Origin of the sequence: Chryseobacterium carnipullorum (genome assembly GCF_003815695.1) — a bacterium.
Lineage (GTDB): Bacteria > Bacteroidota > Bacteroidia > Flavobacteriales > Weeksellaceae > Chryseobacterium > Chryseobacterium carnipullorum.
Window position 1 is genome coordinate 1,944,310 of the sequence record NZ_CP033920.1, and the last position, 25,464, is coordinate 1,969,773.

27 protein-coding genes are annotated in these 25,464 nt (G+C 36.1%); 10 read left to right on the forward strand and 17 right to left on the reverse strand.

Annotation, left to right across the window (positions count from 1 at the left end):
* The first annotated feature begins 43 nt into the window (after positions 1-43).
* Entirely contained in the window at positions 44-1,633 is a 1,590-nt protein-coding gene (locus EG346_RS08870) for a T9SS-dependent choice-of-anchor J family protein (protein WP_123878089.1), read from the forward strand.
* Positions 1,634-1,655: 22 nt separating this feature from the next.
* Here EG346_RS08870 and EG346_RS08875 read toward each other — a convergent pair whose 3' ends face one another.
* The 14 genes from EG346_RS08875 to tilS all read right to left on the reverse strand — a co-directional run bounded on the left by EG346_RS08875 (position 1,656) and on the right by tilS (position 13,853).
* Positions 1,656-2,468 carry a patatin-like phospholipase family protein gene (locus tag EG346_RS08875; RefSeq protein ID WP_073329397.1) on the reverse strand — a complete coding sequence of 271 codons (813 nt, stop codon included), beginning with the start codon at positions 2,466-2,468 and terminating at the stop codon, positions 1,656-1,658.
* 70 nt (positions 2,469-2,538) lie between these two features.
* Positions 2,539-3,321: an alpha/beta fold hydrolase gene (locus tag EG346_RS08880; protein WP_073329400.1), complete on the reverse strand. Its 783-nt coding sequence runs from the start codon at positions 3,319-3,321 to the stop codon at positions 2,539-2,541.
* 113 nt (positions 3,322-3,434) lie between these two features.
* A complete protein-coding gene (locus EG346_RS08885) occupies positions 3,435-3,959 on the reverse strand; it encodes a biopolymer transporter ExbD (RefSeq protein WP_123878091.1) in 525 nt (174 codons plus the stop codon).
* A 301-nt stretch (positions 3,960-4,260) separates the two neighbouring features.
* Positions 4,261-6,336: a protein-disulfide reductase DsbD family protein gene (locus EG346_RS08890; RefSeq protein ID WP_123878093.1), complete on the reverse strand. Its 2,076-nt coding sequence runs from the start codon at positions 6,334-6,336 to the stop codon at positions 4,261-4,263.
* A gap of 51 nt (positions 6,337-6,387) precedes the next feature.
* Positions 6,388-7,440: an ATP-grasp domain-containing protein gene (locus tag EG346_RS08895; RefSeq protein WP_123878095.1), complete on the reverse strand. Its 1,053-nt coding sequence runs from the start codon at positions 7,438-7,440 to the stop codon at positions 6,388-6,390.
* On the reverse strand, positions 7,415-8,125 hold the full coding sequence (locus tag EG346_RS08900; RefSeq protein ID WP_123878097.1) for an NRDE family protein: 711 nt from the start codon (positions 8,123-8,125) through the stop codon (positions 7,415-7,417). The genes EG346_RS08895 and EG346_RS08900 overlap by 26 nt, the downstream gene beginning before the upstream one ends.
* The gene (locus EG346_RS08905; protein WP_123878099.1) at positions 8,126-8,635 is read right to left on the reverse strand and encodes a DinB family protein; all 510 of its coding nucleotides are present in this window, start codon (positions 8,633-8,635) and stop codon (positions 8,126-8,128) included.
* Positions 8,632-8,997, reverse strand: a complete 366-nt coding sequence (locus EG346_RS08910; RefSeq protein WP_073329417.1) for a DoxX family protein — start codon at positions 8,995-8,997, stop codon at positions 8,632-8,634. The genes EG346_RS08905 and EG346_RS08910 overlap by 4 nt, the downstream gene beginning before the upstream one ends.
* A gap of 10 nt (positions 8,998-9,007) precedes the next feature.
* Positions 9,008-9,436, reverse strand: a complete 429-nt coding sequence (locus EG346_RS08915) for a DM13 domain-containing protein (RefSeq protein ID WP_073329420.1) — start codon at positions 9,434-9,436, stop codon at positions 9,008-9,010.
* A 44-nt stretch (positions 9,437-9,480) separates the two neighbouring features.
* Positions 9,481-10,395 (reverse strand): hypothetical protein, encoded by a 915-nt coding sequence (locus EG346_RS08920; protein WP_123878101.1) that lies wholly within the window; start codon positions 10,393-10,395, stop codon positions 9,481-9,483.
* A 23-nt stretch (positions 10,396-10,418) separates the two neighbouring features.
* Positions 10,419-10,865: a YHS domain-containing (seleno)protein gene (locus EG346_RS08925; protein ID WP_123878103.1), complete on the reverse strand. Its 447-nt coding sequence runs from the start codon at positions 10,863-10,865 to the stop codon at positions 10,419-10,421.
* Between the two features lie 87 nt (positions 10,866-10,952).
* Entirely contained in the window at positions 10,953-11,915 is a 963-nt protein-coding gene (locus tag EG346_RS08930; RefSeq protein WP_083563910.1) for a redoxin domain-containing protein, read from the reverse strand.
* Between the two features lie 88 nt (positions 11,916-12,003).
* On the reverse strand, positions 12,004-12,558 hold the full coding sequence (locus EG346_RS08935) for an RNA polymerase sigma factor (protein ID WP_073329430.1): 555 nt from the start codon (positions 12,556-12,558) through the stop codon (positions 12,004-12,006).
* Entirely contained in the window at positions 12,555-13,853 is a 1,299-nt protein-coding gene (tilS, locus tag EG346_RS08940) for a tRNA lysidine(34) synthetase TilS (protein ID WP_123878105.1), read from the reverse strand. Before tilS ends, EG346_RS08935 begins: the two co-directional genes overlap by 4 nt.
* Before the next feature lie 87 nt (positions 13,854-13,940).
* On the opposite strand from tilS, the gene EG346_RS08945 reads away from it, so the two are divergent.
* From EG346_RS08945 to EG346_RS08975, 7 genes are all read left to right on the forward strand, one after another.
* On the forward strand, positions 13,941-14,774 hold the full coding sequence (locus EG346_RS08945; RefSeq protein WP_073329434.1) for an OmpA family protein: 834 nt from the start codon (positions 13,941-13,943) through the stop codon (positions 14,772-14,774).
* A gap of 621 nt (positions 14,775-15,395) precedes the next feature.
* Complete coding sequence (locus EG346_RS25470) at positions 15,396-15,548, forward strand: CCPGW family putative bacteriocin (RefSeq protein WP_123878107.1); 153 nt, start codon at positions 15,396-15,398, stop codon at positions 15,546-15,548.
* A gap of 129 nt (positions 15,549-15,677) precedes the next feature.
* Positions 15,678-16,325: an O-methyltransferase gene (locus tag EG346_RS08955; RefSeq protein WP_123878110.1), complete on the forward strand. Its 648-nt coding sequence runs from the start codon at positions 15,678-15,680 to the stop codon at positions 16,323-16,325.
* Positions 16,326-16,404: 79 nt separating this feature from the next.
* Positions 16,405-17,121 carry a C40 family peptidase gene (locus EG346_RS08960; RefSeq protein WP_073329438.1) on the forward strand — a complete coding sequence of 239 codons (717 nt, stop codon included), beginning with the start codon at positions 16,405-16,407 and terminating at the stop codon, positions 17,119-17,121.
* Between the two features lie 17 nt (positions 17,122-17,138).
* Positions 17,139-17,606 (forward strand): DUF1648 domain-containing protein, encoded by a 468-nt coding sequence (locus tag EG346_RS08965; protein ID WP_073329441.1) that lies wholly within the window; start codon positions 17,139-17,141, stop codon positions 17,604-17,606.
* Positions 17,603-17,947 carry a cupin domain-containing protein gene (locus EG346_RS08970; RefSeq protein WP_123878112.1) on the forward strand — a complete coding sequence of 115 codons (345 nt, stop codon included), beginning with the start codon at positions 17,603-17,605 and terminating at the stop codon, positions 17,945-17,947. The genes EG346_RS08965 and EG346_RS08970 overlap by 4 nt, the downstream gene beginning before the upstream one ends.
* Positions 17,948-17,952: 5 nt before the next feature.
* A complete protein-coding gene (locus EG346_RS08975; protein WP_123878114.1) occupies positions 17,953-19,185 on the forward strand; it encodes a 3-deoxy-D-manno-octulosonic acid transferase in 1,233 nt (410 codons plus the stop codon).
* Here the strand turns inward: EG346_RS08975 and EG346_RS08980 are convergent.
* From EG346_RS08980 to EG346_RS08990, 3 genes are read right to left on the reverse strand one after another with little or no spacing between them, the layout of a single operon-like run.
* Positions 19,177-19,803 carry a deoxyuridine 5'-triphosphate nucleotidohydrolase gene (locus EG346_RS08980; RefSeq protein ID WP_123878117.1) on the reverse strand — a complete coding sequence of 209 codons (627 nt, stop codon included), beginning with the start codon at positions 19,801-19,803 and terminating at the stop codon, positions 19,177-19,179. The genes EG346_RS08975 and EG346_RS08980 overlap by 9 nt on opposite strands.
* Positions 19,803-20,558, reverse strand: a complete 756-nt coding sequence (locus EG346_RS08985; protein ID WP_123878119.1) for a glycosyltransferase family 2 protein — start codon at positions 20,556-20,558, stop codon at positions 19,803-19,805. Before EG346_RS08985 ends, EG346_RS08980 begins: the two co-directional genes overlap by 1 nt.
* Before the next feature lie 23 nt (positions 20,559-20,581).
* Entirely contained in the window at positions 20,582-21,577 is a 996-nt protein-coding gene (locus tag EG346_RS08990; RefSeq protein WP_123878121.1) for an acyltransferase family protein, read from the reverse strand.
* A 179-nt stretch (positions 21,578-21,756) separates the two neighbouring features.
* Between EG346_RS08990 and EG346_RS08995 the strand changes: the two genes are divergently transcribed.
* On the forward strand, positions 21,757-22,233 hold the full coding sequence (locus EG346_RS08995; RefSeq protein WP_123878123.1) for a lipocalin-like domain-containing protein: 477 nt from the start codon (positions 21,757-21,759) through the stop codon (positions 22,231-22,233).
* Between the two features lie 193 nt (positions 22,234-22,426).
* Positions 22,427-25,240, forward strand: a complete 2,814-nt coding sequence (leuS, locus tag EG346_RS09000) for a leucine--tRNA ligase (protein ID WP_123878125.1) — start codon at positions 22,427-22,429, stop codon at positions 25,238-25,240.
* Positions 25,241-25,464 lie beyond the last annotated feature (224 nt).

Below are 25,464 nucleotides of genomic sequence, written 5' to 3' on the forward strand. Positions count from 1 at the left end.
ATTGTACTTTAGGCAGTGAATTAATGAAAAAACAAATTATTTTATGAAAACAAAATTACTTACGATGTTGTTTGCATTGCCGTTTATGGCCAATGCGCAATTTTTTCAAAACTTTGATGCAGGTACCACAACTCCCGCCGGATGGAGTGTAATTAACGGAGGAGATACCAACGGGTTTACTTTTGGCCCGGGAGCTCCGAGAAGTGTGTACTCGTTACCTAATGCAGCGCAAATTAATTTCAGTACTGCAGCTCATGATGATTTTTTAGTAACTCCTGCCATTACGGTAGTAGCAGGTGTTAATGACAGACTTACCTATTTTGTGAAGAATCAGGACCCTAATTATGTGGAAAGCTACGCTGTTAAATTATCTACTACAACAGCCACTGCAGCTGCCTTTACCACCATACTTACCCCTTTGACTCCTGCTCCAAGTAAATGGACCTTCTTCTCAGTAGATCTTTCTTCTTATGTAGGACAAACAGTGTATGTAGGATTTCACTCCACTTCTGCAGATATGTTCAGATTGCTGTTTGATGATGTAAGCAGTGATACTGCGCCTACGGTCGTTCCCAATTGTGTTGCTGCTTTAACTTCACCAAGCAATGGAGCAACAGGAGTAAATCCAAATTCGGTAACCTTGACATGGACAGCGCCAACCTCAGGACCAAAAGTAGACAGCTACGATCTGTATCTGGACACCAACCCCAATCCAACCACGCTGGTGGCCAGCAATTATTTATTTGCTGATTTTACAACATTATTGGGAAATACCACCTACTATTGGAAAGTGGTCGCTAAAAATGCTGCCGGCGCAGCGGTCGGATGTCAAACTTCAAGTTTCACAACCGGAGAATCATTTGCTCCGTATTGCTATGGAAACCTATTATTTACAAGTGGTATAGAGCCTATTACGTCTGTTCAGTTAAGAAGTATGACCAATACTTCTTCAGAAGCATTAACAAGTCCTGGCCACGAAAATTTTGCTAACAGAAATGTTTCAGTGGAACAGGGCGGAACTTATCCGATAACTTTCAAAGGCAATACAGACGGGAATAATTCAAATAGATTTATTGTCTACATAGACTGGAATCAGGATGGAGATTTCTTAGATACTGGAGAAGTGTTTTTTGGAACGGCAGCTACTGCAGTAACATTAGTGAACTCCACCGGTATAGATACCAAAACAGCTACCGGAAATATTGTTGTTCCGGCTACAGCAACATTAGGAAAGACCAGAATGAGAGTGAAAAAGACATACGGTTCAACCATTTACTTAAGTCCTTGTTATTCTTCAGGTACAACGCTTACGGCTACTTCAGGAACAACGGCTTACGGACAAGCTGAAGATTACAGTATTACCATCGTTCCTGCCGGATCACTGGCGGTAAATGAAACGAATGCGAAAACAAAATTAGCCGTATATCCGAATCCAATGCAGGATATTTTAAATATTTCAGCAGCAGACAGAAAAGTAACAGAAGTGACCTTCTATTCTGCTGAGGGCAGATTGGTTAAATCTGTTAAAGAAAATGTTTCTGTAATTCAGACGAATGATTTGAAATCAGGAGTGTATGTTGTTAAAGTAAAAACAGCAGATTCTGAACAGACATTTAAGGTCATCAAAGAATAATTATACTTAATAATCAGATAAATTAAAGGCTCTCAATTGGGGAGCCTTTTCTATACCCTTTCTCCTCCAGTTCTTTACAGGTATATTCATAAACTTCCTGAAACATAATGTCCAGGTTTTTTTTGCTGAATAAACTGAATTTCGTCATTTTAGGCGGATCTAAAAAAATATCACAGGATTTCACTTTAGAATAAACCGATTTGGCAATGGCTAAGTGAAGAATCCTGTCGAATTCCTTCATCACACTCATTTTTTTGAGTTCATCATAGCTTATAGAATTGACATGAGAAGCAATTAAAAAATCACATTTGTCAATAATAGGTTCGATAGGAAGATTATCCAGTACACCACCGTCTACGTATATTTTTTCGCCCATTCTTACAGGGGGCAGAATGAAAGGAACGCTTGACGAAGCCAGAAGAGGCGCGAAAAGTTCTCCTTCTGAAAAGAAATCTACAATTCCGTGAGTCATTTCTGTTGCGGTTACGTAAACCGGGATTTTTAAGATCTTAAAATCATTCTCGGGAAAATGATCGGTCAACAGTTTTAAAATGAAATTTGGGCTGAAGAGACCATTTTTTGACAGTTTCAGATAAGACCTCGAAAAAAAAGTAGTATGCCTTACAATGTCCATCATTTCATCCGGTGATTTACCGAAAGAATAGAAAGCGCCTACAATAGAGCCTGCACTGGTTCCTGAAATGATATGAGGTTTAAGGTTATATTCTTCCAGTGCTTTCAGTACTGCGATATGGGCAATTCCCCGCATTCCTCCGCCGGAAAGTGTAAGCCCGATGACTGGTGGTTTCTTTTTTTTGAAAGAGAATAAACTCATTGAGATAATTAATCTCTACTAATATACAAGAAATTTTGATATGCATTGTCCGGCATCTATGAATGCTTTTTTACATGACTAATTTTTTTGGCAGATTATGAAGAAGTTCTGTATTGATAATTTCTGCACAGATGCCCGGTTTCTCCCAGTGCCCGTTGTGTCCGCAGTCAAGGATATATGATTTTATATTGGTTCTGTCCGGTAGATGTTTGATAACCCTATCTGTTTTTACGGCATTATCGTGCTTTCCTGCTAAAATTAAAATTTTAGCTTCCAGATTTTCCATGATATGTTTTTTGTCCGTCCTTTCTACCATACCTTTTACCGAGGCAAGGGCTCCCAGGTTATTGGTCGAAAGAGCGGTTTCAAGAGCGGTTTCAATTTTTCCCTCCAGAATATCTCTTTCATTGGGATTGAACAGATTCGGAACTCCGGCTCTGGCGTAGTGAGCAAAAGCATCTTTGATAATTCTGTAGCTTTTGATTCGCTGCTGTTTTTTTTCTTCGTCATCAGCAAAATAGGTGGAGAAAAATAAAGTCATGCTTTTAAGAGTGTGGGGGTATTTCTCTGCAAATGCCAGCGAGGCGTAGCCTCCCATAGAATGTCCCAACAGGTGGACTTTATCAAGTTTCTCATGATCTAGGACTTTTTTTACTTCATCCGCCATCAATTCCATCGTGTGAACTTCCCCTAAAATATCAGACTGACCATGACCTGGAAGATCTATTTTCAATAATGAAAAATCTTTAGAAAGATGAGGTTCCATATCACTCCAGATCGACAGGTTTTCCATAAATCCGTGAAGCAGTATCAAAGTTTCTTTTCCGTTTCCTTTTCTCTCAAAATTCAGCATGATCTTAAATATTATAACCGTTAAAAATAAATCAGAAGACAATGTCAGATTTCAAAATCAGTTGCCTTATCAAATGTAAATAAAAAAAGAGCATTCTAAAAATGCTCCTTATCTTATTTTGTCAATTCTGTGTAAACTTTCTTTTCCCAGGGCTTTATATCGGTGATACCGTATCTTTCCTTTTTAGAGATGGCGATGTTGTCCAGAATGTCTACGAAGTTTTTATAATTGGCTTCATCTGTAGGTTTTACAATAACGGTAAAGTTTTCTGGTACCGGAGCATTTTTATAGGCTTCAGAAATAATCTTAGAGATTTTCACGCCGCTGAAATCTGTCTCCTTCAGGTTTCCTGCATTCAGATCAGTCTCGTTACTCTGGTGGTAAAACACTCTGTTGTCTTTTCCCAGAATAAAGGTTACCTGATTTTTATCTCTAATGACATTATCAGTAATAGGGTTTGGATGAGGATCCTTCGCAGGAAGTCCCAGGTCCATTACATTAGGTTTTGTAAAATTGGTGGTGAACATAAAGAAAGTGATCAGTAGAAATCCCAGATCTACCATAGGAGTCATGTCTACCCGGATTAATTTTTTCTTTTGCTTCCCTCCTTGTTTTTCTTTTGCGATTACTTCAGCCATAATTCATATTTTTAAATGTTAAACGGTATTTGATGAAAGGTAAAAACCTATGATGATTTGATGGAAGCGATGCAAAGTTTATACCTAAATTGCTTAATTGTTATAAATTTTTAAAAATAAATTCCTATTTAATATAAAAATAGATTTTTGTATTTTAATTTCATAACATTTTGTGACAGTTTAAGTATTTGTGTATTATTGATAAGTTGATTGATGAAACCTGCTTGCTTTTGAATAATTATATAAAAAAAGCCTTACCAAAATAAATTGATAAGGCTGTAGATGATATTGATAGTTGATCTTATTTCATTGTTTTGTAAAAATTAACGCCGCATTCCAGGAATTTTTTGAAATCTTCTTTCGGCATATATCCTGATACCGGAGTGTTGATTACTTTTCCGTCCGGAGTGATCAGAACGTAGTGTGGCTGAGAATTGTTGTTGAAATTCACCTGCTGGAATAAACTCCAACGGTCACCAATGGTTTTTACTTTTTTGATCTGTCCGTCTCCAAGATCAATTTTAGTTTTTTGATCATCAGGAAGTTCTTCTTTGTCATCTACATAAAGAGAAGCCAGTACAACATCATTTTGAAGTATAGGAAGAATATCCGGTTCGCTCCAGACAAACTCTTCCATTTTTCGGCAGTTTTCACAGCCGTAGCCTGTAAAGTCAATCAAAATAGGCTTGTTCTCTTTTTTAGCGAGTTCAATCGCTTTAAAGAAATCGTGTTCAGGATGCATTCCCAGAATTCCGTCTTTCTCATCATGGAAATAGCTAACATTCAGGGGAGGTAAAATTCCACTTAACAATTGAAGTTTTGGACGCTCAGAAGGAATTAATCCCTGAATAAGGTAAATCACAAAACCAATTCCCAATGCTCCCAATATCTTTCTTGTAATAGAGATTTTTGGTTTTTTATCATCATGCGGGAATCTGATAATTCCGAACAGATATAAAGCTAGCCCTAGCGCGATAACGATCCATATTGCGATGAAAAGCTCTCTTTTTAACAAGAATGTCTTTGAAACCAGATCAGCTTTAGATAAGAATTTTAAAGCTAAAGCCAGCTCTACGAATCCTAAAACCACTTTTACCGTATTCATCCATCCTCCAGATTTTGGAAGACTCTTTAAAGCCTGCGGAAATAAAGCCAGTAGTCCAAAGACGATAGCCCATGCCAATCCAAATCCTGCCAATGCAAACGTAAGCAGCATCGGAACGTTGGATGATCCTGTCACTGCACTTCCTAACAAACCTCCCAGAATAGGGCCTGTACATGAGAAAGAGACAATAACCAGCGTTAGAGCCATGAAGAAAATACCAACAAGTCCACCTGCTTCTTCTGCTTTTGAAGATTTATTGGCAATAGAGCTAGGCAGTGTGATGTCATAGTATCCGAAGAAACTTCCAGCGAAGAAGATAAATATGATAAAGAAGGCCACATTCAGCCAGACGCTTGTCGAAATTTCATTGAAAATATTCCCGGCAATCCCATCGATCAGATGGAACGGAACACTTAGAAGCACAAAGATCAGAAGAATGAAAAAACCATAGATCAGTGCATCTCTTTTTCCTTTTGCTTTATTACTGCTTCCTTTGGTAAAGAATGAAACCGTAAGTGGAATCATTGGGAAAACACAGGGTGTCAGTAAGGCGATAAGACCTCCTGCAAATCCCAGGAATAAATAGGTCCAGTAGTTTTCACCAACTTTTTCAACCGCAGTTCCACAATCCGTTAAAGGTTTCTGGAAATCAATGGTGGCTATTTTTAGTTGTTTCGGATCCAATTGTGAAGTTTCAGTGACGGTTACTGCTCCTTTTGCAGGGCTTGTAGTAACTGTTTCTATCATTTTCACGGAGTCTTTTGCAACTGCAGCTTTTTCTTCCGCAGTCTCCTCCGTAACTCCTTTTGGCGTTACTTTTTGATTGAATTCCAAAGTATTGGGGGCCAGACAGACTCTGTCATCACAGGTCTGATAGGTAATCTCAGAAGTGACGTCACCAGGTTTTGTGGGGTCCTTTAATTTGAATTTTTGTTTGAAACCGGCTGCATTGGAATAAAAAACAATGGTTCCGCCAAAGGCTTCCGAAAATTCTTCATGTTTTTTACCGACTTCAGTGAATTTCCCTATCAGTTCAATATTTTTCCCTGAAACTTTATATTCAGTAGGAATTCCTGTATCCTCAGGCAGATCTTTGGAATAAATATGCCAGCCACTTTCCATCGTTGCATTCAATACAGCCTCGTATTGATTGTTGCCTAATTCATTGATGGTAAATTTAAATTTTACAGGATTTTTGATCTGTGCCGAAAATCCGAGAGTAATAAAAAAGAAAAGGAGAAACGAAATTTTATAAATCGAAGAGAATCTCATATTTTTATTTTATGTAAATACTATTATACAAAAGTAATTGTTTTTTGCAGATTAATCAACCGAAGAAATCTTCCTCAGCCTTTTTTCTATAGCCAGATTATTTTTTAAAGCTAAAAACCCCTCTTTCATCTTGAGATAAGGAAAACCTGTTTCGTGATTTTTTCTGCTGATTTCTGCCATTATTCTCCAGTGTCTGGTAATTTCTTTCCAGGCAAAAAATAAGGAATGTTTTGGGTCATACATATGGGTCGGTTCACTTTTAGCACCGTTTATCTCTATTATTTTGAAATTTTCGCCCTTTTGTAAAAGCTCCAAATTTTCGAACATCACATCCAGCCTTCCGAAATAAAAGCCATTCACTCTGGTGCAGATTTCATCTATTTTTTGTTCTAATTTTTCTGTAACTTCGGTTGAAATATCTATAAATTTTGCACCTCTTGTATGACTTCCAAATGGAATTAAAGTAATTTCTTCATTTTCAGGAACTATTTTCTGCATCTCGTTTCCCATTTTCTGTTCTATAGCTTTGATTTGGAAAGCACTTCTGGGATTTTCCATTACCAATTGTTTTAAGGTTTTTTTGCCGTTTCCTTTTACAGAAAGAAATTCTTTCTTGACTATTCCTGTGATTTTGCCCGATTTTTCGTCTGGAAAACGATGGTAAAAAATGCCGACTTCATGTAGGAAATTTATCTTTTCCTGAATTAGAAAATCGTAATCACTATTGTTTTGATAATGTTCTAATTCATCTACATCTTCAATCTGAACAACGCCTAAACCTTTTAAGCCAATATTTGGTTTTGCAATAATGGGAAAGTTTATTGGATGTGATTTTAATTCGGATAATATTTCCTGAAATTGAGTTTGTGAAGAGACAAAAAGAGTCTTCGGAATCCAGTTTTCGGGAATCAAATCGTAGATTTCTTTTTTACTTTCCATCGCCATTCCGCCATATTTTATGGAAGGATTTGCGCCGTGGAAAAATAAGAGTGTTCTTGCTTTCCAGGCACAGTAAAGCCAAACCGGAAAAAGCGGTAAGTAAATGGTAAATGTTGACCAATATTCCCAATGTGCAATCTTATGAATGCGATGTTTGAGTTTCATTTTTAAGGGATATTTTTTCAGGTTTTGAAAATGGGTTGAGTCGGTCGTTATGTTTCAATGTAATTTCGTGAGAGATTACAACTTGTGTCGTGCTGATAGTTTGTATCGTATTTTGCCTTTTTATGGTAATTCCGTTTTTCATATCGCCGCTTTTCTGATGATGAAATTCCCAGATATTATTTTCAGAAATCGTTTTGTTCTGTAAAAACGCCTGAAAAATTTGTCTTCTTTTTTCCTGTGCTTTTGCATCATACAAAGTAGCGGAAGACCATATTTGCGGACGAGTAATATCCAACATTTTAAAATGTTTTTCAACGCCGTCCCAACGGAATTCTGCCAATTTTTTTTCCTGCAAAATAACCAAAGTAAAAGGTTCAATATTTTTCAAATCAATTAGTTGTAGGGCATTGAGAATGTTGTCTTTCACAATTAAATCTAAAACAATGAGTCCTCTACTTTTATGATATTCAGTTGTTTTACGGTGATTTTCAAAAGCTCCGTTTAATAAAATTAGAGCATTTCCGCTTTCGGAAACAGCAAACCAGGTTCCGTTTTTTGTGGAGTCTTTTGGATAAAAAACACCTTTTTCCTGATGGATTTCCTTTGCGGAACGATTGGGTTTTTCGTCCCGGTTAGAAGTCAGAATAATTTGGTCTTTCAGTGGAAAATACGTTACAGTACACATTTAATTTATTTTTTGAGTTTCTCTGTATTGTATGGTGGAAGGTGCAATCCCAAAATTTTTGTTGAGTAAATGGCTCATTTTAATCTCGTTAAAAGCCACTTTTATCAAAGCCTGATGATGAATGCAATGCTCGATATTGTAGAGCAGTTCCCGAAAGAAATTGGTTGGGATTTCCAAAGACACATTTCCTACTGTCTGATGCATCATCAAATTTTTGTTGGGCAAGTTGATGTTGGAAAGTATTTCAGAAATAGCTTTTATAGCCTTTTCAGGATTTTTTTCCAGTTCCAGATTTCTTTGTCTTTCATCATAATTAATTTGATCCGTATGATAAGAGTTCAGTAAAATCTCCAAAAACTCAATGATATGTCTTGTATGGCCGCCAATGGTAGAACCGTCCAGAGATGGAATAGTATGAGTGTACATTTTTGCCGAAACTTTTCTCAGTAAATTCTGTTGGTCGGTAAGAATCTCATGTAAGATGACATAAACCGATTCGTCTTTATTCATACTTTACTTTTTTTAAATTTAAACAAAAGAATCACACAGAAAACAAGAACGGTAAGAGCAAGATAGAATAATTTTCCGCCATCGTTATTGGTTTCAATTCCTAAAATGAAAATGTGTGAAGTTATCGCTCCAATCATCGTGACAAATCCCAAAACAGCTCCCCAGAAAGAGGTTTTCGGGTTCAGTATCAAAACTGCTGTGATGAGTTCCAGAATACCGGAAAAAATTCTTCCAAAAGGTTCTGCGTGAAGCTTAGAAAAAATAGCGACAGAATCCGGATGTGCCGTAAATTTGAAGAATAAAGTTTGCAGTAAAATAATGGAGGGAACCAATCTTAATATCCAATTGATGTAGTTTTTCATATTTGTACAGTTATTTTTTCTCGAGTAAGGCGTAAGAAAATAAATGATTGTACTGCTGGCAATGAACGACTGCGTATTTGTACTCATCGAAATTTATTGAACCTGTAAAAGTATAGGTTTGTCCGCCATTCACAGATTTCAGTTTTCCTAAAGAAACAAATTGCGATGGTTGCTTTTCTTTGCTTACATAAACGTACAGATCAGGACCATTGCTAATCATAAAACCATCATTAAAAGCCAAAGAATAAGTTCCGTCTTTTTCATAAATTTCGGCTTTTCCATTGACGTTATTTCCATAAGGTCCCTGCATAAAGTTTCCGGAATATTTTAACGTGGCATTTTCCGGAGCCATTTCCATTAAATCTTCTGTTGCTGTGCTTTCTCTGATGCAGGAAACCAAGAAAAGTGATGCGAAAATAAAGGTGATCATTGTTTTCATAATTTCTGATGTTTTTATCTTTTATAAACTTTCTGATCGGGGAATTAAAATTTCACCCTATACTCTACATTGGCGATGAAACTTCTCGTCAATCCATCAGGTCTGGATTTTCTTACAATAAAAGGAACGCCCATATTAAGTTGAATGCCATTTCTTCTGTTGATTTCGTAATCCAGATAAACATTTCCATTAAGCGTAAGTCCTTCTGAATTATTAATCTGCAGTTCTTCATTGTTTTGATTGGTAAACCGGTCGTTCTTCAGGTGGTAAATCGGCAAAAGACTCGGGGTAAGTCTTATCTTTGAATGAATCATTAGTGGATAAGAAATTCTTAGCAAAACGTCACCGCTTCTTTTGAATTTATTAGTGGATAAAAACCCTCGCAGCTCTGAACTCGCGGGATATTGTGATGCCAGAAACTGATTATCATTCTGTGTTAATGGCTGTTGAAGAGCGGCAACCAACTGGAGTTTTTTAATCTCATATCCAACTCCTACAATCAAATCAAGCGTTCCTAAGCTGGATTGATAATCCATTGGCAACGGTATATTGTCCTTAGAATTTCCCGCGTCAGACAAAGGAACTTTTGCGCCTAATGTGAATTTTAGTTTTTCGTTAGCTCTGTAATTGGCATTCAAAAACAAATCAGAAAGTCCGAAGGTGGAAACATCGTTTCCGCTTTGTGCCAACGATGTCAGTTTTACATCAAAACCAAATTTCTCTCCAAGCTGCCTGTTGTATTCGATATAGCCTCCAAACGCAGAAATTGAATTATCTGCTTTGCCAAAGAAAATTCCGGTTTTAATCTGATTATGGTAAGCTTTTATGCTGTCATTATTATTGGGTTGAAAACTGTTAACCGTACAGAATCCGGCATCACTGCATCCTTGGGCAAATAAATAATTGCTTTGCAGAAGTAATAAAAATGCTGTTCCCAAGAAAATTTTAAATGTTTTCATAATTTTATTTTTTTTGATGAGGATTAATTAGTCAGTTTCTTCCAGTTCTGGTCTGCGCTTTTTTTCAGTTTTGCCTCGTTCTTGTTCCAGGAAGAAAGGGTGTTGCTGAAAAACTTATTGTAGAACAAATGGGTTTTTCCATCAATGATTTTAAAAGTTGTAGGATTGATTTCTACTTTCTCACCATCATCTCCCATTGCAAATGCACACCAACCTCCGTAAGCCGGCTCGTATTTGGTGGGATCTTTTTTTAGGAATTCTTTGTTTTTTTCCGAAGAAGTATAATAAATGGCTCCATTTATATTAACTGCCAGTTCTTTTTTACCTTTTACGGCCTTTTTCTGTTCGATGTAAGAAACGGGGGCATAGCCTTGTATCGCCAGTTTGTCTTCTAAATTTCGGTGTTCATTTTTTTGAGAAAATGCAAAAAACGAAACCAAAAATGTCAGGATGATTATTATATTTTTCATATGTAGATATTTATTGTTTTTCATTTGTCATATGCAATCGCAGAGTCTTTATCGGTATTTGTGTTTTCTAATAATGGCGATTTCACATTAAAGCTGTTTTAAAATATCTTCCAACGAAGCTCTTTCTTTGTAGTCAGGATTGAAATGTCTCCAGATTATTTTTTGATTTTCATCTAAAATATAAGTAGCAGAAACAGGTAGTCTTCCGGAATTATCGGAACGGCTTTTCTTGAAATCATCTCCCAATCGGTTTTCGTAGAAATCAAGCGTTTTTTTCTCGGGGGTGTAAAGAACATCAAAAAGTTCTGCAATTCTGTAGTTTTCATCATACAAAACGGAATACTGAGTTTTAGTTTTACTGATGGTTTTCTCTATAAATTCAGGTTTTTCGGGAGAAATAATGACCAATCTTGTGTTTTTAGATTGTAATTCAGGCGCAAGATTTTGAAGGCTTTCGATGTATTTATTACAGTAAGGGCACCATTGTCCACGAATGAAAACCAACACCGTTTTCTTTTTTTCCGCTGACAAAGAGAAAGTTTTATTAAATTGATCTTTCGCTGTAAAGTTGGCAATCGTTTCGCCTGCCATTTTGCCTTTTACCTCTTCCAGCGTTTTGATTTTTTTGTTCGGATTTCTTTTTTCTAAAACCGACTGTCCGATATTTAAAAATTGTGCAGCGTTATAATATCCAAAATCATACTGTACCAGCTCGCCGTTCTGGTCTAAGAAAAGAAAGGACGGATAATTAACGATTTTGAATTTTTTTGCAAGTTCTGTTCCTTCTTTTTCGGCGTCAATATAAAGACTGATGAAATTTTTATTGAAGAATTCTCCCAGCTCAGGATTCGGGAAGGTATTCTTTTTCATCAGTTTGCATGGCCCGCACCATGTAGTATACAGATCTATGAAGATAAGTTTGTTTTCTTGTTCAGCCAGTTTTTTGGCTTCCTCTAAATTTTTGTCTTGAAACTGAATCCCTGTTTTATTTTGTGCATAAAAGGAAATCGTCATCAAAAGGCAAAATCCGTAAAAAAGTTTGGTAAGCATAAGATAAAGTATTTACTATGAAGTTCCCAAAAACAAAAAAAATCACCCGATGAAAAGGTGATTTTTTATAATGTATTGATAATCATGTTTAAAAATTATCTTCTTTTTTTATTTTTCGGATTTGTTCTACACATTTATGCTTTTGATTCTGAGCATTGTGTTTGCTGGAATACTTGTATTTTTCCTGTATTTCTTCGATGTTTTTATGTTGAATAAAAATATCATGGATGAGATTCTGGCAGTGAGAAGAGATTTCGTTGATATAATCGTTGAGCTTATCCCAATAATCTCTTTCGTTTTCTATGGCTTGGTTAATCTCTTCCTTGTTGTCAAAATAATAGGTTTCGTGAATTTCCACAAAAAAGTTTCGGTTTCTCAGTTTTTTAAGCCACAGGTTTTTAGAAATCCCGGTGACATAATTGGCAAGACAAGTGTAGGCTTTGAAATCGTCATCGTACAATTTCTCGTACAAAATAATCAAAGCATCCTGAAAAACATCTTCTGCATCTTCTAAATTTCCTTTGTTTCCAAGAACAAATTTCCGGGTGTACCCGAAATATTTTTGGTACAGAACACCAAAGGCAACATTATTGTCTTTTTGGAAATCTTCGATAGCTAAAGCATTAGTCGTTCTTTTGTTCATGTAATAGTCAGAACTTTCTCTGTGTGTTTTGTTGCCATAAATCTGCGATCCTGCCTGAAAGGAATGATTCCCAAAACGGAATTATCACAGTCCGTTAAAATCCAGATTTTTTGTCTCACTAAAATAGATATTTTTTCGTCCCTAAAAAACTTAGAAACCTTCTTTTTGCCTGAAAAACCTGTAGGATAAAACTCATCACCATCCTTTTGTCTCCTAAGTCGTAGCGGAAAGTGTAATTTTTCAACATCAAAATCCCATTCAAAATCCTTATTGATTTTTTCAATATTATTTTCCAGATTAATGATGATTTGGTTTTCGGAAGAATCAAATTTATCAATCAGAAGAATGTCGTTTGGCGTTTCTTTTTCTGCTTTTTTGTGTATGAAAATTAATTCGTCACGATCAACAACCAATTGATAATCTTTTGAGTAAAAAGAGCTTCCGTTTTCTGCCGTAAATATTTTTGGAATTTCTTCCTCCTGATGGAATCCATATTTCTTTAAGATCTCAAACTGTACGAAAGCACTTTCCTTATGCAGCTTTTCTTTTGATAAGATTTTATGTTCGGGGTTAAATACGATCAGTTTATTTTCAATCTCTTTGATCTGTTTCTGTACAAAATCTTTGGTCTGGTTAAGATACAAAGAGCTTTTTTTGAAGTTTTCCAGAAATTGGTCATTCGTTTCTAAAAGTTTTGGAACGATTTCATTTCTGATCTTATTTCTTAGATAGTCACTCTTTTTATTGGAAAGGTCTTCCCGGAAATCAATCCTGTTTTCTTCGGCATATTCATATATTTCCTTTTTTGAAAAGTTTAAGAGTGGTCGGAGAATATTATGGGTTTCTGCAGGAATTCCACTCAGTCCGTTGATGCCTGAAGCTTTGGAAAGATTGATGATAAACGTTTCCAGCTGATCATTCAGGTGATGCGCAGTAACAAGGAATTCCAGGTTTTGCTGCTCCTGAATTTCTCTGAAAAAATGATAGCGAAGTTCCCTTGCCCACAGCTGAATAGAGTTTTCCGGTTTTTTATCTTTTTCTGAAACTTCATACAGATGAAATTGAATATGATTTTTCTCACAAAAATCCTGAACCGTTTTTTGATCCAGATCCGAATCTTTTCCCCGGAGTTTATAATTGATATGAGCTACCTGATACATCAGCCCTAAATCCTGAAATAGAGAGGCTAAAACCATAGAGTCAGAACCTCCGCTAACGGCAAGAAGATAGTGGTGGTTTTCCGGGTTCCGGACAAGGTTTTCAAGCTGATTTTTAAAACTAAATTTTTCCAAAATGTCTGCTTAGGATTTCTTTTATGCAAAGATAATCCATAAAATTCAATTCAATTTTCCTAACTTTGATTCGTCTAAAAATGATTACTTATGAAGATTATTAAAATTTTAGGAGTTTCTGCAATGGCGTTGGGACTGACCTCTTGTGTCAGCAAAAAGCAATATGACGCTTTAAGCTCAAACTATAAGCAGTGTATTGAAAATATTGGAGAAAGACAAAGAGAGATCCAGGATTTAAAATCTCAGAATTCTGCCTTGTCAGGGGAGAATAATCTTTTAAAAAGCCAGCATGATGCTTTGAAATCATCTTTGGATGCCTGTCTTTCCAATACAGGTAAAAGTTCAGCGAATATCGACAAATTGGTGGGAGAGATCAATGCTTCCAATTCATATATCAAGCAGCTTATTTCAAACAATGCTAAAAATGACAGTCTGAACATGGCATTATCTAATAAACTGAAAAGATCGTTGGATAACGTAACAGATGATGATGTACAGGTGAAAGTACTGAAAGGAGTGGTTATGATTTCACTTTCAGATAAAATGTTATATAAAACAGGAGATTACAATGTTCTACCTGCTGCTCAGGAAGTATTAGGAAAAGTAGCTAAAGTCATCAATGATTACGATAAATATTCTGTACTGATTGAAGGGAATACGGATAATGCACCTTTAAGTTCTCCAAATCTGCCAAGAGACAACTGGGATCTTTCTGCATTGAGAGGAACTTCCATTGCTAAAGTTTTGCAAACTCAATTTGGGGTAGATCCGGCAAGAATTACAGCTGGAGGACGCTCAGAATACAATCCTAAGGCAACCAATATGAGTGTTTCAGGAAGAGCGGAAAACAGAAGAACGGAGATCATCATTATGCCTAAGCTTGATGAGTTCATGAAACTGATGGATATTGCTCCTAAAAAATAATCAGAGCATAACAACGATAAAAAATAAATCCCGAAGTCATTCGGGATTTATTTTTTTAATCAAATTAATTCTTCTTTTTTCAATAATGAAATAATTCGTTGAAAAAATGAGTTGGATATTTCGGTCTTAGTTTTCTTAGACGAAGAATCCGCCTTGCCTTTCGGCCCTGCGGTCTTCTGATTCTCTGTGTTAATTAGTTTTCCCCCTGCATTCATTTTCTTTTTTTCTTAGTGTTTTTACCCCTTGTTCTCTGCAAATGTATAACTATGCTCAACACAAACATATCCGTATTTTCACGGTATTTTATATCGTGGTTTTCCCGGAGTGATGAGTCAATAGATACTTAATATTTTCAACTTTAAGGCAAAATATAGCTGTTCATGCGTGATTTTACCCAAATAATACTGGGAATTTCTTCATCTTCAAATCAAAAAACACTAGCTAAAGTATAGCATGAGAGTTCAATACACTTCTGTTAAATTTAATAAGTGTTAATAGTTTTTTATGAATTCTATTATTTATTTTAAAAGAATGTTTATATTTAAATCTCTATAAAGAGATATAAAATACAGAGATCTCCGAAAATCTTAAAGAGTAGGAAATTAATACTAAACTAAAAATATGAAAAATTTAAAAAAACTTTCAAGAGGACAAATGAAAAATGTACAGGGTGCTGTGGGCTATTGCAACCCACAGATTATTTGTCGTGTGACTAAAGACTGTTGTCCGGGTTGGGTATGTGGTACACCAGGTGAGTACTGTATCGCCTTATAATGGACAAGAAGAACAAGCTGGAAAAAAGGAGGGAAATTGATTTCTCTCCTTTTTTATGAGATGCCGGATAGAAATAACGGATTCAAAAAGGAATTTTAAAATTATTAAATTTGTTTAAATTAAAATTTTATGAGCTTTTTTGAAGAAAAAAATCCTGAAATGGACAGGTATCTGGAAACCCATGCTTCCTCAGAACCTGAAATTCTAAAAAAACTGAGAAGAGAAACCTACCAGAAGACTACACAGCCACACATGATATCCGGATATCAGCAAGGCAGGCTTCTCACCATTGTTTCGCAAATGTTGCGGCCTAAAAATGTGCTGGAGATAGGAACTTTTACAGGCTATGCCACACTTTGCCTGACATCGGGACTTGCTAAAGACGGTAAAATAACAACATTGGATGTCAATGAAGATCTTGCTTATCTGCCGAAAAAATATTTTGAAGAAAGTGAATATGCCACACAGATTGATTTTAAGCTTCAGGATGCCAAGGAATTTTTAAAAGAAACTGATCAGATTTTTGATCTTGTTTTTATCGATGCCGACAAAGAAAATTATGCTGAATATTTCAGACTGATCAAGCCCAGAACGCAATCAGGTTCAGTAGTTCTTTTTGATAATGTTTTATGGTACGGGAAAATACTGGAAGAAAATCCAAAACAGAAATCTACACAGGTCATTCAGGAACTGAATGATTTGATCGCAAAAGACGATGATTTTGAAAATCTTATTTTACCTTTGCGTGATGGAGTGAATTTTCTGAGAAGGAAATAAGACAGGAGACAACAGATAAGAGACACCGTTTGCAGGTAAATCTGATATCTGTGGTCTGAAATCTATCATCTAAAAAATTATGAATAAAGGAATTTGTAACGTTACAGTAGCACCGGTCCGCGCAGAGAATTCTGACAAGGCGGAAATTGTTACGGAAATGTTGTTTGGCGAAAGTGCAGATATTTTGGAAGTGAATAAAAACTGGACCAAAATAAAAATGCATTATGATGGATATGAGGGTTGGATAGATACCAAACAGCTAAGACTTGTAACAGAAGAGGATCTGGCCAGAAGAAAAGTTACCGTAGTTACTGAAGATTTTTCTTCAGTATTGATGAAAGACGGAAAAACCCTTCTTTCAATGGGTTCTGAAGTGGAATTTCCGGTAGTGGCTTCGAGAAGAAGTCATGATCTCCGTGAAAGCATTGCTTTAGCAGCGAAAGAATTTCTTAATGTGCCTTATCTGTGGGGTGGTAAAAGCTTTTTTGCTATAGATTGCTCAGGTTTCACACAGCTGGTCTACAAAATTCATGATATAAAATTACCCAGAGATACCTACCAGCAGGCAGAAATTGGCGTTCCCCTGACGTTTGTTGAAGAGAGCCAGCCCGGAGATTTAGCATTCTTTGAAAATCCTGAGGGAAAAATTATTCATGTAGGAATTATGCTGGATAACCAAAGAATCATTCATGCTTCAGGAAAAGTAAGAATAGATATCCTGGATTCTACAGGGATTTTTAACAAAGAAATGAACAAGCATACCCATAAACTGAGAGTGATCAAAAACTTACTCTAGTCTAAAATACAGTCGGAATGGAGAATATTATTTTTACAATTTTTGATATTTTTAATTTCGGATTATTGGTTTTTTTCTGGTGGTTTACGCTGAAGCATTACAAAACCCTTCCTGAAAGAATTCCTGTACATTTTGATTTTGATGGAAAGGCCGATAATTTTGGGAGCAAGAGATATTCTTTTTTGACCCCGATTCTTGGAACCGCTTTGTATTGTATGTTCATCTACTCATTAAAACATCCTGAAACAGCTAATTTTCCTGTAGAGATCACAGACCAAAACAGAGATATCCAGTTCTTGATCATGAATACATTTCTGAGATGGTTATTTACACTGATTATCCTTATTTTTATGAATGGCCAGGATTATGCGTTCAGATATTCCTCTGATGAAAGTGTTAAACCTAAAATTCCTTTACCGACGGCTATTTTATCAGTGATTGTAAGCCTGATCGTTGTTCTTATTTTTGTAGCGATATTCAAATGATACATTCCAAAGATAATTCAAAGCATTATAGCTGGGGAGACGGCTGTGACAGTTGGATCTTGAATGATTCCACCAGTCTTTCTGTGAAACAGGAAAAAATGCCTGCAGGAGCGGCTGAGAAACTACACTTCCATGAAACAGCAGAACAGGTATTCTATATTTTAAAAGGAGAAGCTAGATTTGATATTAACGATGAAAAGTTTTCAGTAAAGGCAGGAGAAAGTATTTCCGTTAAGCCTCAATCAATACATTTTGTAGCCAACGAATCTCCTGATGAAGTGGAATTTCTTGTCATTTCCAGCCCTTCTACCCATAATGATCGAATTGAAATTGAAAAATAATTAAGATGTCCTTTCTATACAACCTATTTATCCGCCTTCTCATTTTCGGAATGAAAGTCTTTTCCTTGTTTAATGATAAAACTAAAAAAGGAGTTGAAGGAAGGAAACAATCTTTAGATCAAGTAAAAGCTGCGTTTTCGCCATCTGATAAGGTGATCTGGATGCACGCTGCCAGCCTTGGAGAATATGAGCAGGGACTTCCGGTTTTAGAAAAACTTAAAGAAAAATATCCGGATCATAAGATTCTGGTGACTTTCTTTTCTCCATCAGGCTATGAAAATGTTATCAAGAAAAAGCATATTGCTGATGTGATCTGTTATCTTCCTTTCGATAAAAAAAGTACGGTAAAAGAATTTATTTCTCAGTTTAATACCGAATTATTTTTTACTGTTAAGTACGATTACTGGTATCATCTTCTGGCTGAGCTTAAAATTCGTGGTGCTAAAATCTATGTGATTTCTGCCTTGTTTTATGAAAGGCAAGCCTTTTTTACCTCTTATGGAAAATGGTTTGTAAAGCAGCTTAAAAAAAATGTAGACTGGTTTTTTCACCAGACAGAATTTTCTTTTGCCTTGGCTAAAAGTGTGGGACTGAGTCATTCTTCAGTCACAGGAGATACAAGATTTGACAGGGTAAAACAGCTGAGATCCCTTGATAATCAAGTTGAATATATTTCAGAGTTTAAGAAAGATCATCAAACGATAGTTTTCGGCAGTTCCTGGCAGGCAGAGGAGAAAATGGCAACAGCTATTGCACAGAAGAGCAGAGCAGTAAAGATCATTATGGCTCCTCATGATCTGAAAAGAGTAGTACACCTGAAACAGATTTTTCCTGATGCTTTATTATACAGTGAAATTAAAAATAGTAAGTCTCAGAATCTGAGTGCTCAATTTTTGATCATCGACAGCATCGGTTTACTTTCAAAGCTTTATTCTTATGCAGATATAGCCGTTGTAGGCGGAGGTTTTCACGATGCAGGATTACACAATATCCTGGAGGCGGCAACATTCAGTGTACCGGTGATCTTTGGAAATCATTACAGAAAAAATCCTGAGGCAGACGACCTTATTGCAGCCAATGGAGGTAAATCCTTTACCGAAGAATATGCAGCAGCAGATTTCGTTTCGTTTCTTCTTGATCATCAGGAAGAGTTAAAAGAAATGTCTCATAATGCCGGGAAATTTGTTAATGAAAAACCTGATGCTACCCATCTGATTCTTCAGAAAATTTTATCTTAAAAATCCCTGACTTTTGATATCTTTCATGATTTGGTCTATGTCATCAGGAATGTTTTCAGAGTCAAGCCAGTTCATATCCAGACCATTATTGATGCACAGTTTTTGCAGATAGTGATTTTCAGAGATTTTGGTTTGAGTTTCTCTTAAAAGTTCATCAATTTCCATCCAGTAATCCTCGTCAAGCTTTTTTGTTAATACCAGTGCTCTGAATATTTTATTAATGATATAGATATAGAGTTTATAAACATTGTCGAATCGCTGTTTGCTGAAATCGCTGTTGGAATCTAAAATTCTGTTCACCAGCAAAAGATTCAGCGAAACCTCTCCGAATTTATCTGTTGTTATTTTGATATGCTCTGTAATTTCTGCACTCAACTTTCGGATTATAGTCAGGAAATATTTTGCATTTCCCACATATTTTGAAGCCAGAACAACCTGTTCAGCAACATTCTCTTCCATTGCATTTCGTTTATCATCGGTCGTCTCCTGATCGATCAGTTCAAAATACAGTTTTTTAGACAAAAGCTTATCCTTTTTCAGGAGCCTGAAAATAAGGCGGTCTTTTTCTACATTGGAAAAGGCACTCAATGCTGCTTTAAACTCTTTAGAGTACTCCATTAATTGAATATTTTAGAATATTTTAGAAATCCGTTGAGAGCCCAATTGCCAGTATAATAAAGAGATTTTAAAGTAGAAAATCCCATAAAATCTTTATACACCAGGTATTGGTCTTTAATGATGTTTTTTTTCTTTCGTGAAACACTGTTTTCCCGCATCCTGTACTTTGCCATTGTCTTTTTGATAGGCATTCCTTCCGGAACTACTTTTAAGAGGTTCAGCCACATGACATGGTCTTCACGCTTGCTTTTTACGGGGAATAAAAATTTCCCTACCCTTTTAGTGTCATACATCGTAGAAACCGGGGCCAGTCTGCAGGTCTTCAGAAGATTGGAGAAGGTAACCACCTTGTCTGCCAGAAAATCCTTTAAAACAGGCTGCAACTGCTCATTACATCTTGAATAATTACAATAGACCAGCTCTGCATTATTTTCCTCCATATAATCTGTCATGGTTTCGAGATATTCAGGATACCAGAAATCATCAGAATCAAGAAATGCAATGTATCGTCCCGTTGCTCTTTCAAGGCTATTGTTCCTTGCATTTCCGGCACCGCCGTTTTTTTCAAGAACGTTCAGCTTTATTCTGGGGTCGTTGTATTTCCTTATGATATCCACTGTATTGTCTTTGGAAAGATCATCAGTGATCAGCCATTCCCAGTTTTCATAGGTTTGGTTGAGAACAGATTGTATCGTTTCTTCAATGAATTCAGCAGAATTGTAGCAGGGAGTGATGATGGAGACCAGGTCTTTCATTTATGTTTTTACTGGGTGTAAAATTATAAAAATTTTTTCTCATAGAGATGCCACGACGCAATTCCTACTCCTATCACCACAAACATGCATACAACACTCATCAAAAAAGGATTGTAGTTGGCAAATAATCCCAGCGTTGCAAATACTCTGATAATAGGGAAGTGGAAGATATAAATACCATAGGTGAAATCTCCGTATTTCCCAAAATTATTCAGGAATTTCAGTGAATAGGCAATATATAAAACAATAATACTGATCATGATAGGCGAGAACAATTTGATATGAAGTATAAGATCGATCCAAACCGTAATGATCGCTATGATGAAAAGAACATTTTTATGTTTGATAAATTGGTCAAAATAAAAATAGCCAAGCATTCCTCCAATAAAATAACATAAGGAGCCAGGCAGTTGTTTGGAAATGGAAATTTTTCCGGCCATTTCAAAATAATTAAGAAATACCAGAGAAAGAAAGTACAGAATGATCAGGCTGATATTTCTGTATTTATTGTTTTTTCCAAATAATAAAAAAATGAGTGGGACAGCAAAATAAAAGCACATTTCAATCTTAAGTGTCCATAGAGCACCATTGACCGCTTCATTACCAAATACTCCGGGTAGGGAAGGGGCCATGAAATTCATGAAGGTAGAGTTCCACAAAAAATATTTATAAACCTGTGTATTACCAAAGTAATCAGAAAAAGAAAGCGTGCTTACCGTGCTGAGGAGTACAGTGCACAGAAAAACGACAAGTAAATAGGCAGGAACAATTCTGTTGATTCTTTTCTTGATATAACTTTTCAGGCTTGAAGACCTTTCATAGCTCCTTGCGATAAGAAATCCGCTGACAATAAAAAAAGAAAAAACGGCAACTTCTACGGGGCTATTGGTTAAAAATTCTAGCTGGCTTGAGTCACTTAAAGCTCCCAGGTGTCCTACAAAGACAATGAAAGCCAGAAGAACACGGATGAAGTCAAAATTATTTTTCGTTATATCCTGCATTTTGTTTTCTTTCTGCAAAAATAGTTTTTTTAATAAAATAGAGAGAGAACCTTACATTCAATATTTGTTAAATAACGGCTATTATGAGGATTAATGTTCTAAAATTTTCAGAAATAAGGATTATAAAAATAATTTTTCACAAAAAATGGTGTTATAAATCAAAAAAATTATAATTTTAGCCCTTGAAAATTTTATATATGAAGAAATTAGCATTACTATTTGCAGGTTTATCATTATTTGTAGCTACAGGATGTAATGATGATGGCGACAATACGATGGAATATCCTCTGGTTGGAGTTTGGCAGCCGCTGAAAGAAGTAGTGACCACCGTAGAAGTAGGAGAAGAACCTGTTTCGGATCTTATTACATACACAGATTGTGAAAAAGAATCAAGATGGAGATTCAATACTGAAGCAAGTGGGAAAAGAACCAGAAATGGAGACATCGGCACAACAACACCTCAGTGTGCCATTATTTCAGATCAGAACTTTACGTACACGTACGATAGGAGTGCAAAAACAGTAGTCATAAAATATCAGGGGATCGTAGAACCATCTAATGGGAAAATAGTTACCCTTAATGATACCACTTTGAACCTGTCAATAAGAGAGGAAACTCAGGATCCGACAGTATACAAAACAAGAACGTATACAATGAGAAGAATTCCTCAATAAACATACATTTCATAGACTTATCATAGATCTCATCTTAGGATGAGATTTTTTTGTTAAAGCAAATTCCTGAATTAATTAAAATTAAAATTTCCATTTCTTTTAAAATCGTTATTTTTGTGAATCTTGATTTGGAATTAATGGTCAAAATTAACTCTAATATCTAAAGTCTAACATCTAACATCTATTATAAAAAGTGTTTTACGATCATCAGCAGATAGAAAAAAAGTGGCAGAAGTACTGGGAAGAAAACCAGACCTACAAAACCTCCAATAATACGGACAAACCAAAATTTTATGTTCTCGATATGTTTCCGTATCCATCCGGAGCAGGGCTTCACGTGGGGCACCCGCTGGGATATATTGCATCAGATATTTATGCGAGATATAAAAGACACCAGGGGTTTAATGTCCTTCACCCGGTAGGTTATGACAGCTTCGGGCTTCCTGCTGAACAATATGCGATCCAGACAGGACAACATCCGGCGATCACTACGGAAGAGAATATCAACAGATATGAAGAGCAGCTAAAGAAAATCGGTTTTTCATTCGACTGGAGCAGAGAACTGAGAACTTCAGATGCATCATATTATAAATGGACACAGTGGATCTTTATCGAGCTGTATCATTCATGGTATAATAAAGATACCAATAAGGCAGAATCCATCGATACCCTGATTCAGCATTTTGCAGAAAAAGGAACGGAAGGATTAAATGCCAATCAAAACGACGAACTCAACTTCACGGCAGAAGAATGGAAAGATTCTTCAGACCTTGATAAAGAAGATATCCTTTTAAACTACCGTCTGGCGTTTAGAGCAGAGACCACTGTAAACTGGTGTCCGGCTTTGGGAACAGTATTGGCGAATGATGAGGTGAAAGACGGAAAATCCGAAAGAGGAGGATTTCCTGTATTCCAAAAGAAAATGATGCAGTGGAGCATGAGAATATCTGCCTACTCTGAAAGATTATTACAAGGACTTCAGACACTGGATTGGCCACAACCACTTAAAGATGCTCAGGAATACTGGATTGGAAAATCCCAGGGAGCGCAGGTTCAGTTTCAGGTAGAAGGTCATGACGAGATTGTTGAGGTTTTTACAACAAGACCTGACACTATTTTTGGCGCTACATTTATGGTGTTGGCTCCTGAAAATCCTTTGGTGGATACCATTACTACAGAAGCTCAGAAAGCAGAAGTAGATACTTATATAGAAGAAACTTCCAAAAAAACGGAAAGAGACAGGATGTCTGACGTGAAAAACGTGAGCGGTGCTTTTACGGGAAGTTATGCAATCAATCCTTTCAGCGGAGAGAAAATGCCGATCTATATTTCAGATTACGTATTAATGGGTTACGGAACAGGTGCTGTAATGGCTGTTCCTGCACACGATGAACGTGATCATAGGTTTGCAAAGAAATTTAACCTGGATATAAAAAAGGTAGTAGATACCGATGAAGATGTTCAGGAGAAATCTTTCGACTCTAAAGATTCAGTGTGTGTGAACTCTGATTTCTTAAACGGGTTGAATTATAATGAGGCCAAGTCAAAAATAATTTCTGAAATAGAAAATAAAGGAATTGGCCACGGAACAACGAACTACAGACAGCGTGATGCTATTTTCTCCAGACAGCGGTATTGGGGAGAACCGGTTCCTATCTATTATAAACAAGAAATGCCTTATACACTTCCGGTTTCTGCTTTACCGCTGGAACTTCCGGAAGTTGAAAAATATCTTCCTACTGAAGACGGTGATCCGCCATTAGGAAATGCAAAAGAATTTGCATGGGATGAAGCCAATCAGAAAGTTGTGGCTACAGATCTGATTGATAATAAAACAGTATTCCCGTTAGAATTATCTACGATGCCGGGTTGGGCGGGAAGCTCATGGTATTTCCTTAGATATATGGACCCTTCCAATGATGAGGTTTTTACAAATAAAGACTTAAGTGATTATTGGGGGCAGGTAGACTTATACATCGGAGGAAGCGAGCATGCCACCGGGCATTTATTGTATTCCCGTTTCTGGAATATGTTCTTAAAAGACAGAGGATATATTAAGAATAATGAACCTTTCCAGAAACTGATCAATCAGGGAATGATTTTGGGAATGAGTGCTTTTGTATATAGAATTGATGGGACAAACCAGTATGTTTCTAAAAACCTGGCTGGTGATCATCAGACACAGAAAATCCACGTTGACGTATCTTTATTAAAAGGAACATCAGACGAACTGGATACCGAAGCTTTCAAAGCCTGGAGACCAGACTATGCCAATGCGGAATTTATCCTGGAAGACGGAAAATACATCACAGACCGTGAAGTAGAAAAGATGTCCAAGTCTAAATACAACGTTGTAAATCCTGATGATATCTGTGAAGAATACGGAGCAGACGGTTTAAGACTGTATGAAATGTTCCTGGGTCCATTGGAACAATCCAAACCTTGGAATACACAAGGATTAAGTGGAGTCTATGGTTTCCTTAAAAAATTCTGGAATCTTTATTTTAATGGCGATGTTTTTGATGTGTCTGATGAAGAACCTACAAAAGCTGAATACAAAGTTTTACATACCTTAATAAAGAAGGTGGTTTATGATATTGAAAATTTCTCATTCAATACTTCCGTATCTTCATTTATGATTGCTGTCAACGAGCTTCAAAAAATAAAATGCAACAAGCGCAATATTTTAGAGCCTTTAGCCGTTATCATCTCTCCGTATGCGCCCCATATCTGTGAAGAACTTTGGAGTATGCTGGGGAATACAGAATCTGTTGAGTTTGAAAAATTCCCGGTATTGAATGAAGATTACCTTGTAGAAGATGAAATAGAGTATCCTGTTAGCGTAAACGGTAAAATGAAGTTCAAAATTTCACTTTCTGCTCAGCTATCGGCGAAGGAAGTGGAAGATTTGGTGATTTCAGATGAAAAGATGCAACCTATTTTGGAAGGTAAAACACCTAAAAAAATCATCGTGGTGCATCACCGTATTGTGAATATCGTAATTTAAAAAAAACTTAACATTGGCAAATTAAAAAAAATGGGGGTCTTATTTTTTTAAATTTTTAACTTAAATGTTAAAATTGAGAAAAATAAATAAAATAATTAAAAATAATTATTATATCGAAATCGTATTAAAATTTCTTTATCAGAAAAATGCAAAATGTTTATTTAAGACTCTTGCATTTTAATTAATTTTGCCTTTAATTTACACCCTGTAAAATTTTAAAAACA

Coding starts and splice junctions, on each gene's coding strand:
- EG346_RS08900 (WP_123878097.1), bottom strand. CDS start 8,125: ATGTGTACTGTAACGTATTTTCCACTGAAAGACCAAATTATTCTGACT.
- EG346_RS08955 (WP_123878110.1), top strand. CDS start 15,678: ATGAGCTTTTTTGAAGAAAAAAATCCTGAAATGGACAGGTATCTGGAA.
- EG346_RS08960 (WP_073329438.1), top strand. CDS start 16,405: ATGAATAAAGGAATTTGTAACGTTACAGTAGCACCGGTCCGCGCAGAG.
- EG346_RS08945 (WP_073329434.1), top strand. CDS start 13,941: ATGAAGATTATTAAAATTTTAGGAGTTTCTGCAATGGCGTTGGGACTG.
- EG346_RS08905 (WP_123878099.1), bottom strand. CDS start 8,635: ATGAATAAAGACGAATCGGTTTATGTCATCTTACATGAGATTCTTACC.
- EG346_RS08885 (WP_123878091.1), bottom strand. CDS start 3,959: ATGGCTGAAGTAATCGCAAAAGAAAAACAAGGAGGGAAGCAAAAGAAA.
- EG346_RS08925 (WP_123878103.1), bottom strand. CDS start 10,865: ATGAAAAATATAATAATCATCCTGACATTTTTGGTTTCGTTTTTTGCA.
- EG346_RS08880 (WP_073329400.1), bottom strand. CDS start 3,321: ATGCTGAATTTTGAGAGAAAAGGAAACGGAAAAGAAACTTTGATACTG.
- EG346_RS08890 (WP_123878093.1), bottom strand. CDS start 6,336: ATGAGATTCTCTTCGATTTATAAAATTTCGTTTCTCCTTTTCTTTTTT.
- EG346_RS08930 (WP_083563910.1), bottom strand. CDS start 11,915: ATGCTTACCAAACTTTTTTACGGATTTTGCCTTTTGATGACGATTTCC.
- EG346_RS08980 (WP_123878117.1), bottom strand. CDS start 19,803: ATGGAGTACTCTAAAGAGTTTAAAGCAGCATTGAGTGCCTTTTCCAAT.
- EG346_RS08965 (WP_073329441.1), top strand. CDS start 17,139: ATGGAGAATATTATTTTTACAATTTTTGATATTTTTAATTTCGGATTA.
- EG346_RS08895 (WP_123878095.1), bottom strand. CDS start 7,440: ATGAAACTCAAACATCGCATTCATAAGATTGCACATTGGGAATATTGG.
- EG346_RS08985 (WP_123878119.1), bottom strand. CDS start 20,558: ATGAAAGACCTGGTCTCCATCATCACTCCCTGCTACAATTCTGCTGAA.
- EG346_RS25470 (WP_123878107.1), top strand. CDS start 15,396: ATGAAAAATTTAAAAAAACTTTCAAGAGGACAAATGAAAAATGTACAG.
- EG346_RS08975 (WP_123878114.1), top strand. CDS start 17,953: ATGTCCTTTCTATACAACCTATTTATCCGCCTTCTCATTTTCGGAATG.
- EG346_RS08970 (WP_123878112.1), top strand. CDS start 17,603: ATGATACATTCCAAAGATAATTCAAAGCATTATAGCTGGGGAGACGGC.
- EG346_RS08915 (WP_073329420.1), bottom strand. CDS start 9,436: ATGAAAACAATGATCACCTTTATTTTCGCATCACTTTTCTTGGTTTCC.
- EG346_RS08920 (WP_123878101.1), bottom strand. CDS start 10,395: ATGAAAACATTTAAAATTTTCTTGGGAACAGCATTTTTATTACTTCTG.
- EG346_RS08910 (WP_073329417.1), bottom strand. CDS start 8,997: ATGAAAAACTACATCAATTGGATATTAAGATTGGTTCCCTCCATTATT.
- EG346_RS08995 (WP_123878123.1), top strand. CDS start 21,757: ATGAAGAAATTAGCATTACTATTTGCAGGTTTATCATTATTTGTAGCT.
- EG346_RS08875 (WP_073329397.1), bottom strand. CDS start 2,468: ATGAGTTTATTCTCTTTCAAAAAAAAGAAACCACCAGTCATCGGGCTT.
- EG346_RS08870 (WP_123878089.1), top strand. CDS start 44: ATGAAAACAAAATTACTTACGATGTTGTTTGCATTGCCGTTTATGGCC.
- EG346_RS08935 (WP_073329430.1), bottom strand. CDS start 12,558: ATGAACAAAAGAACGACTAATGCTTTAGCTATCGAAGATTTCCAAAAA.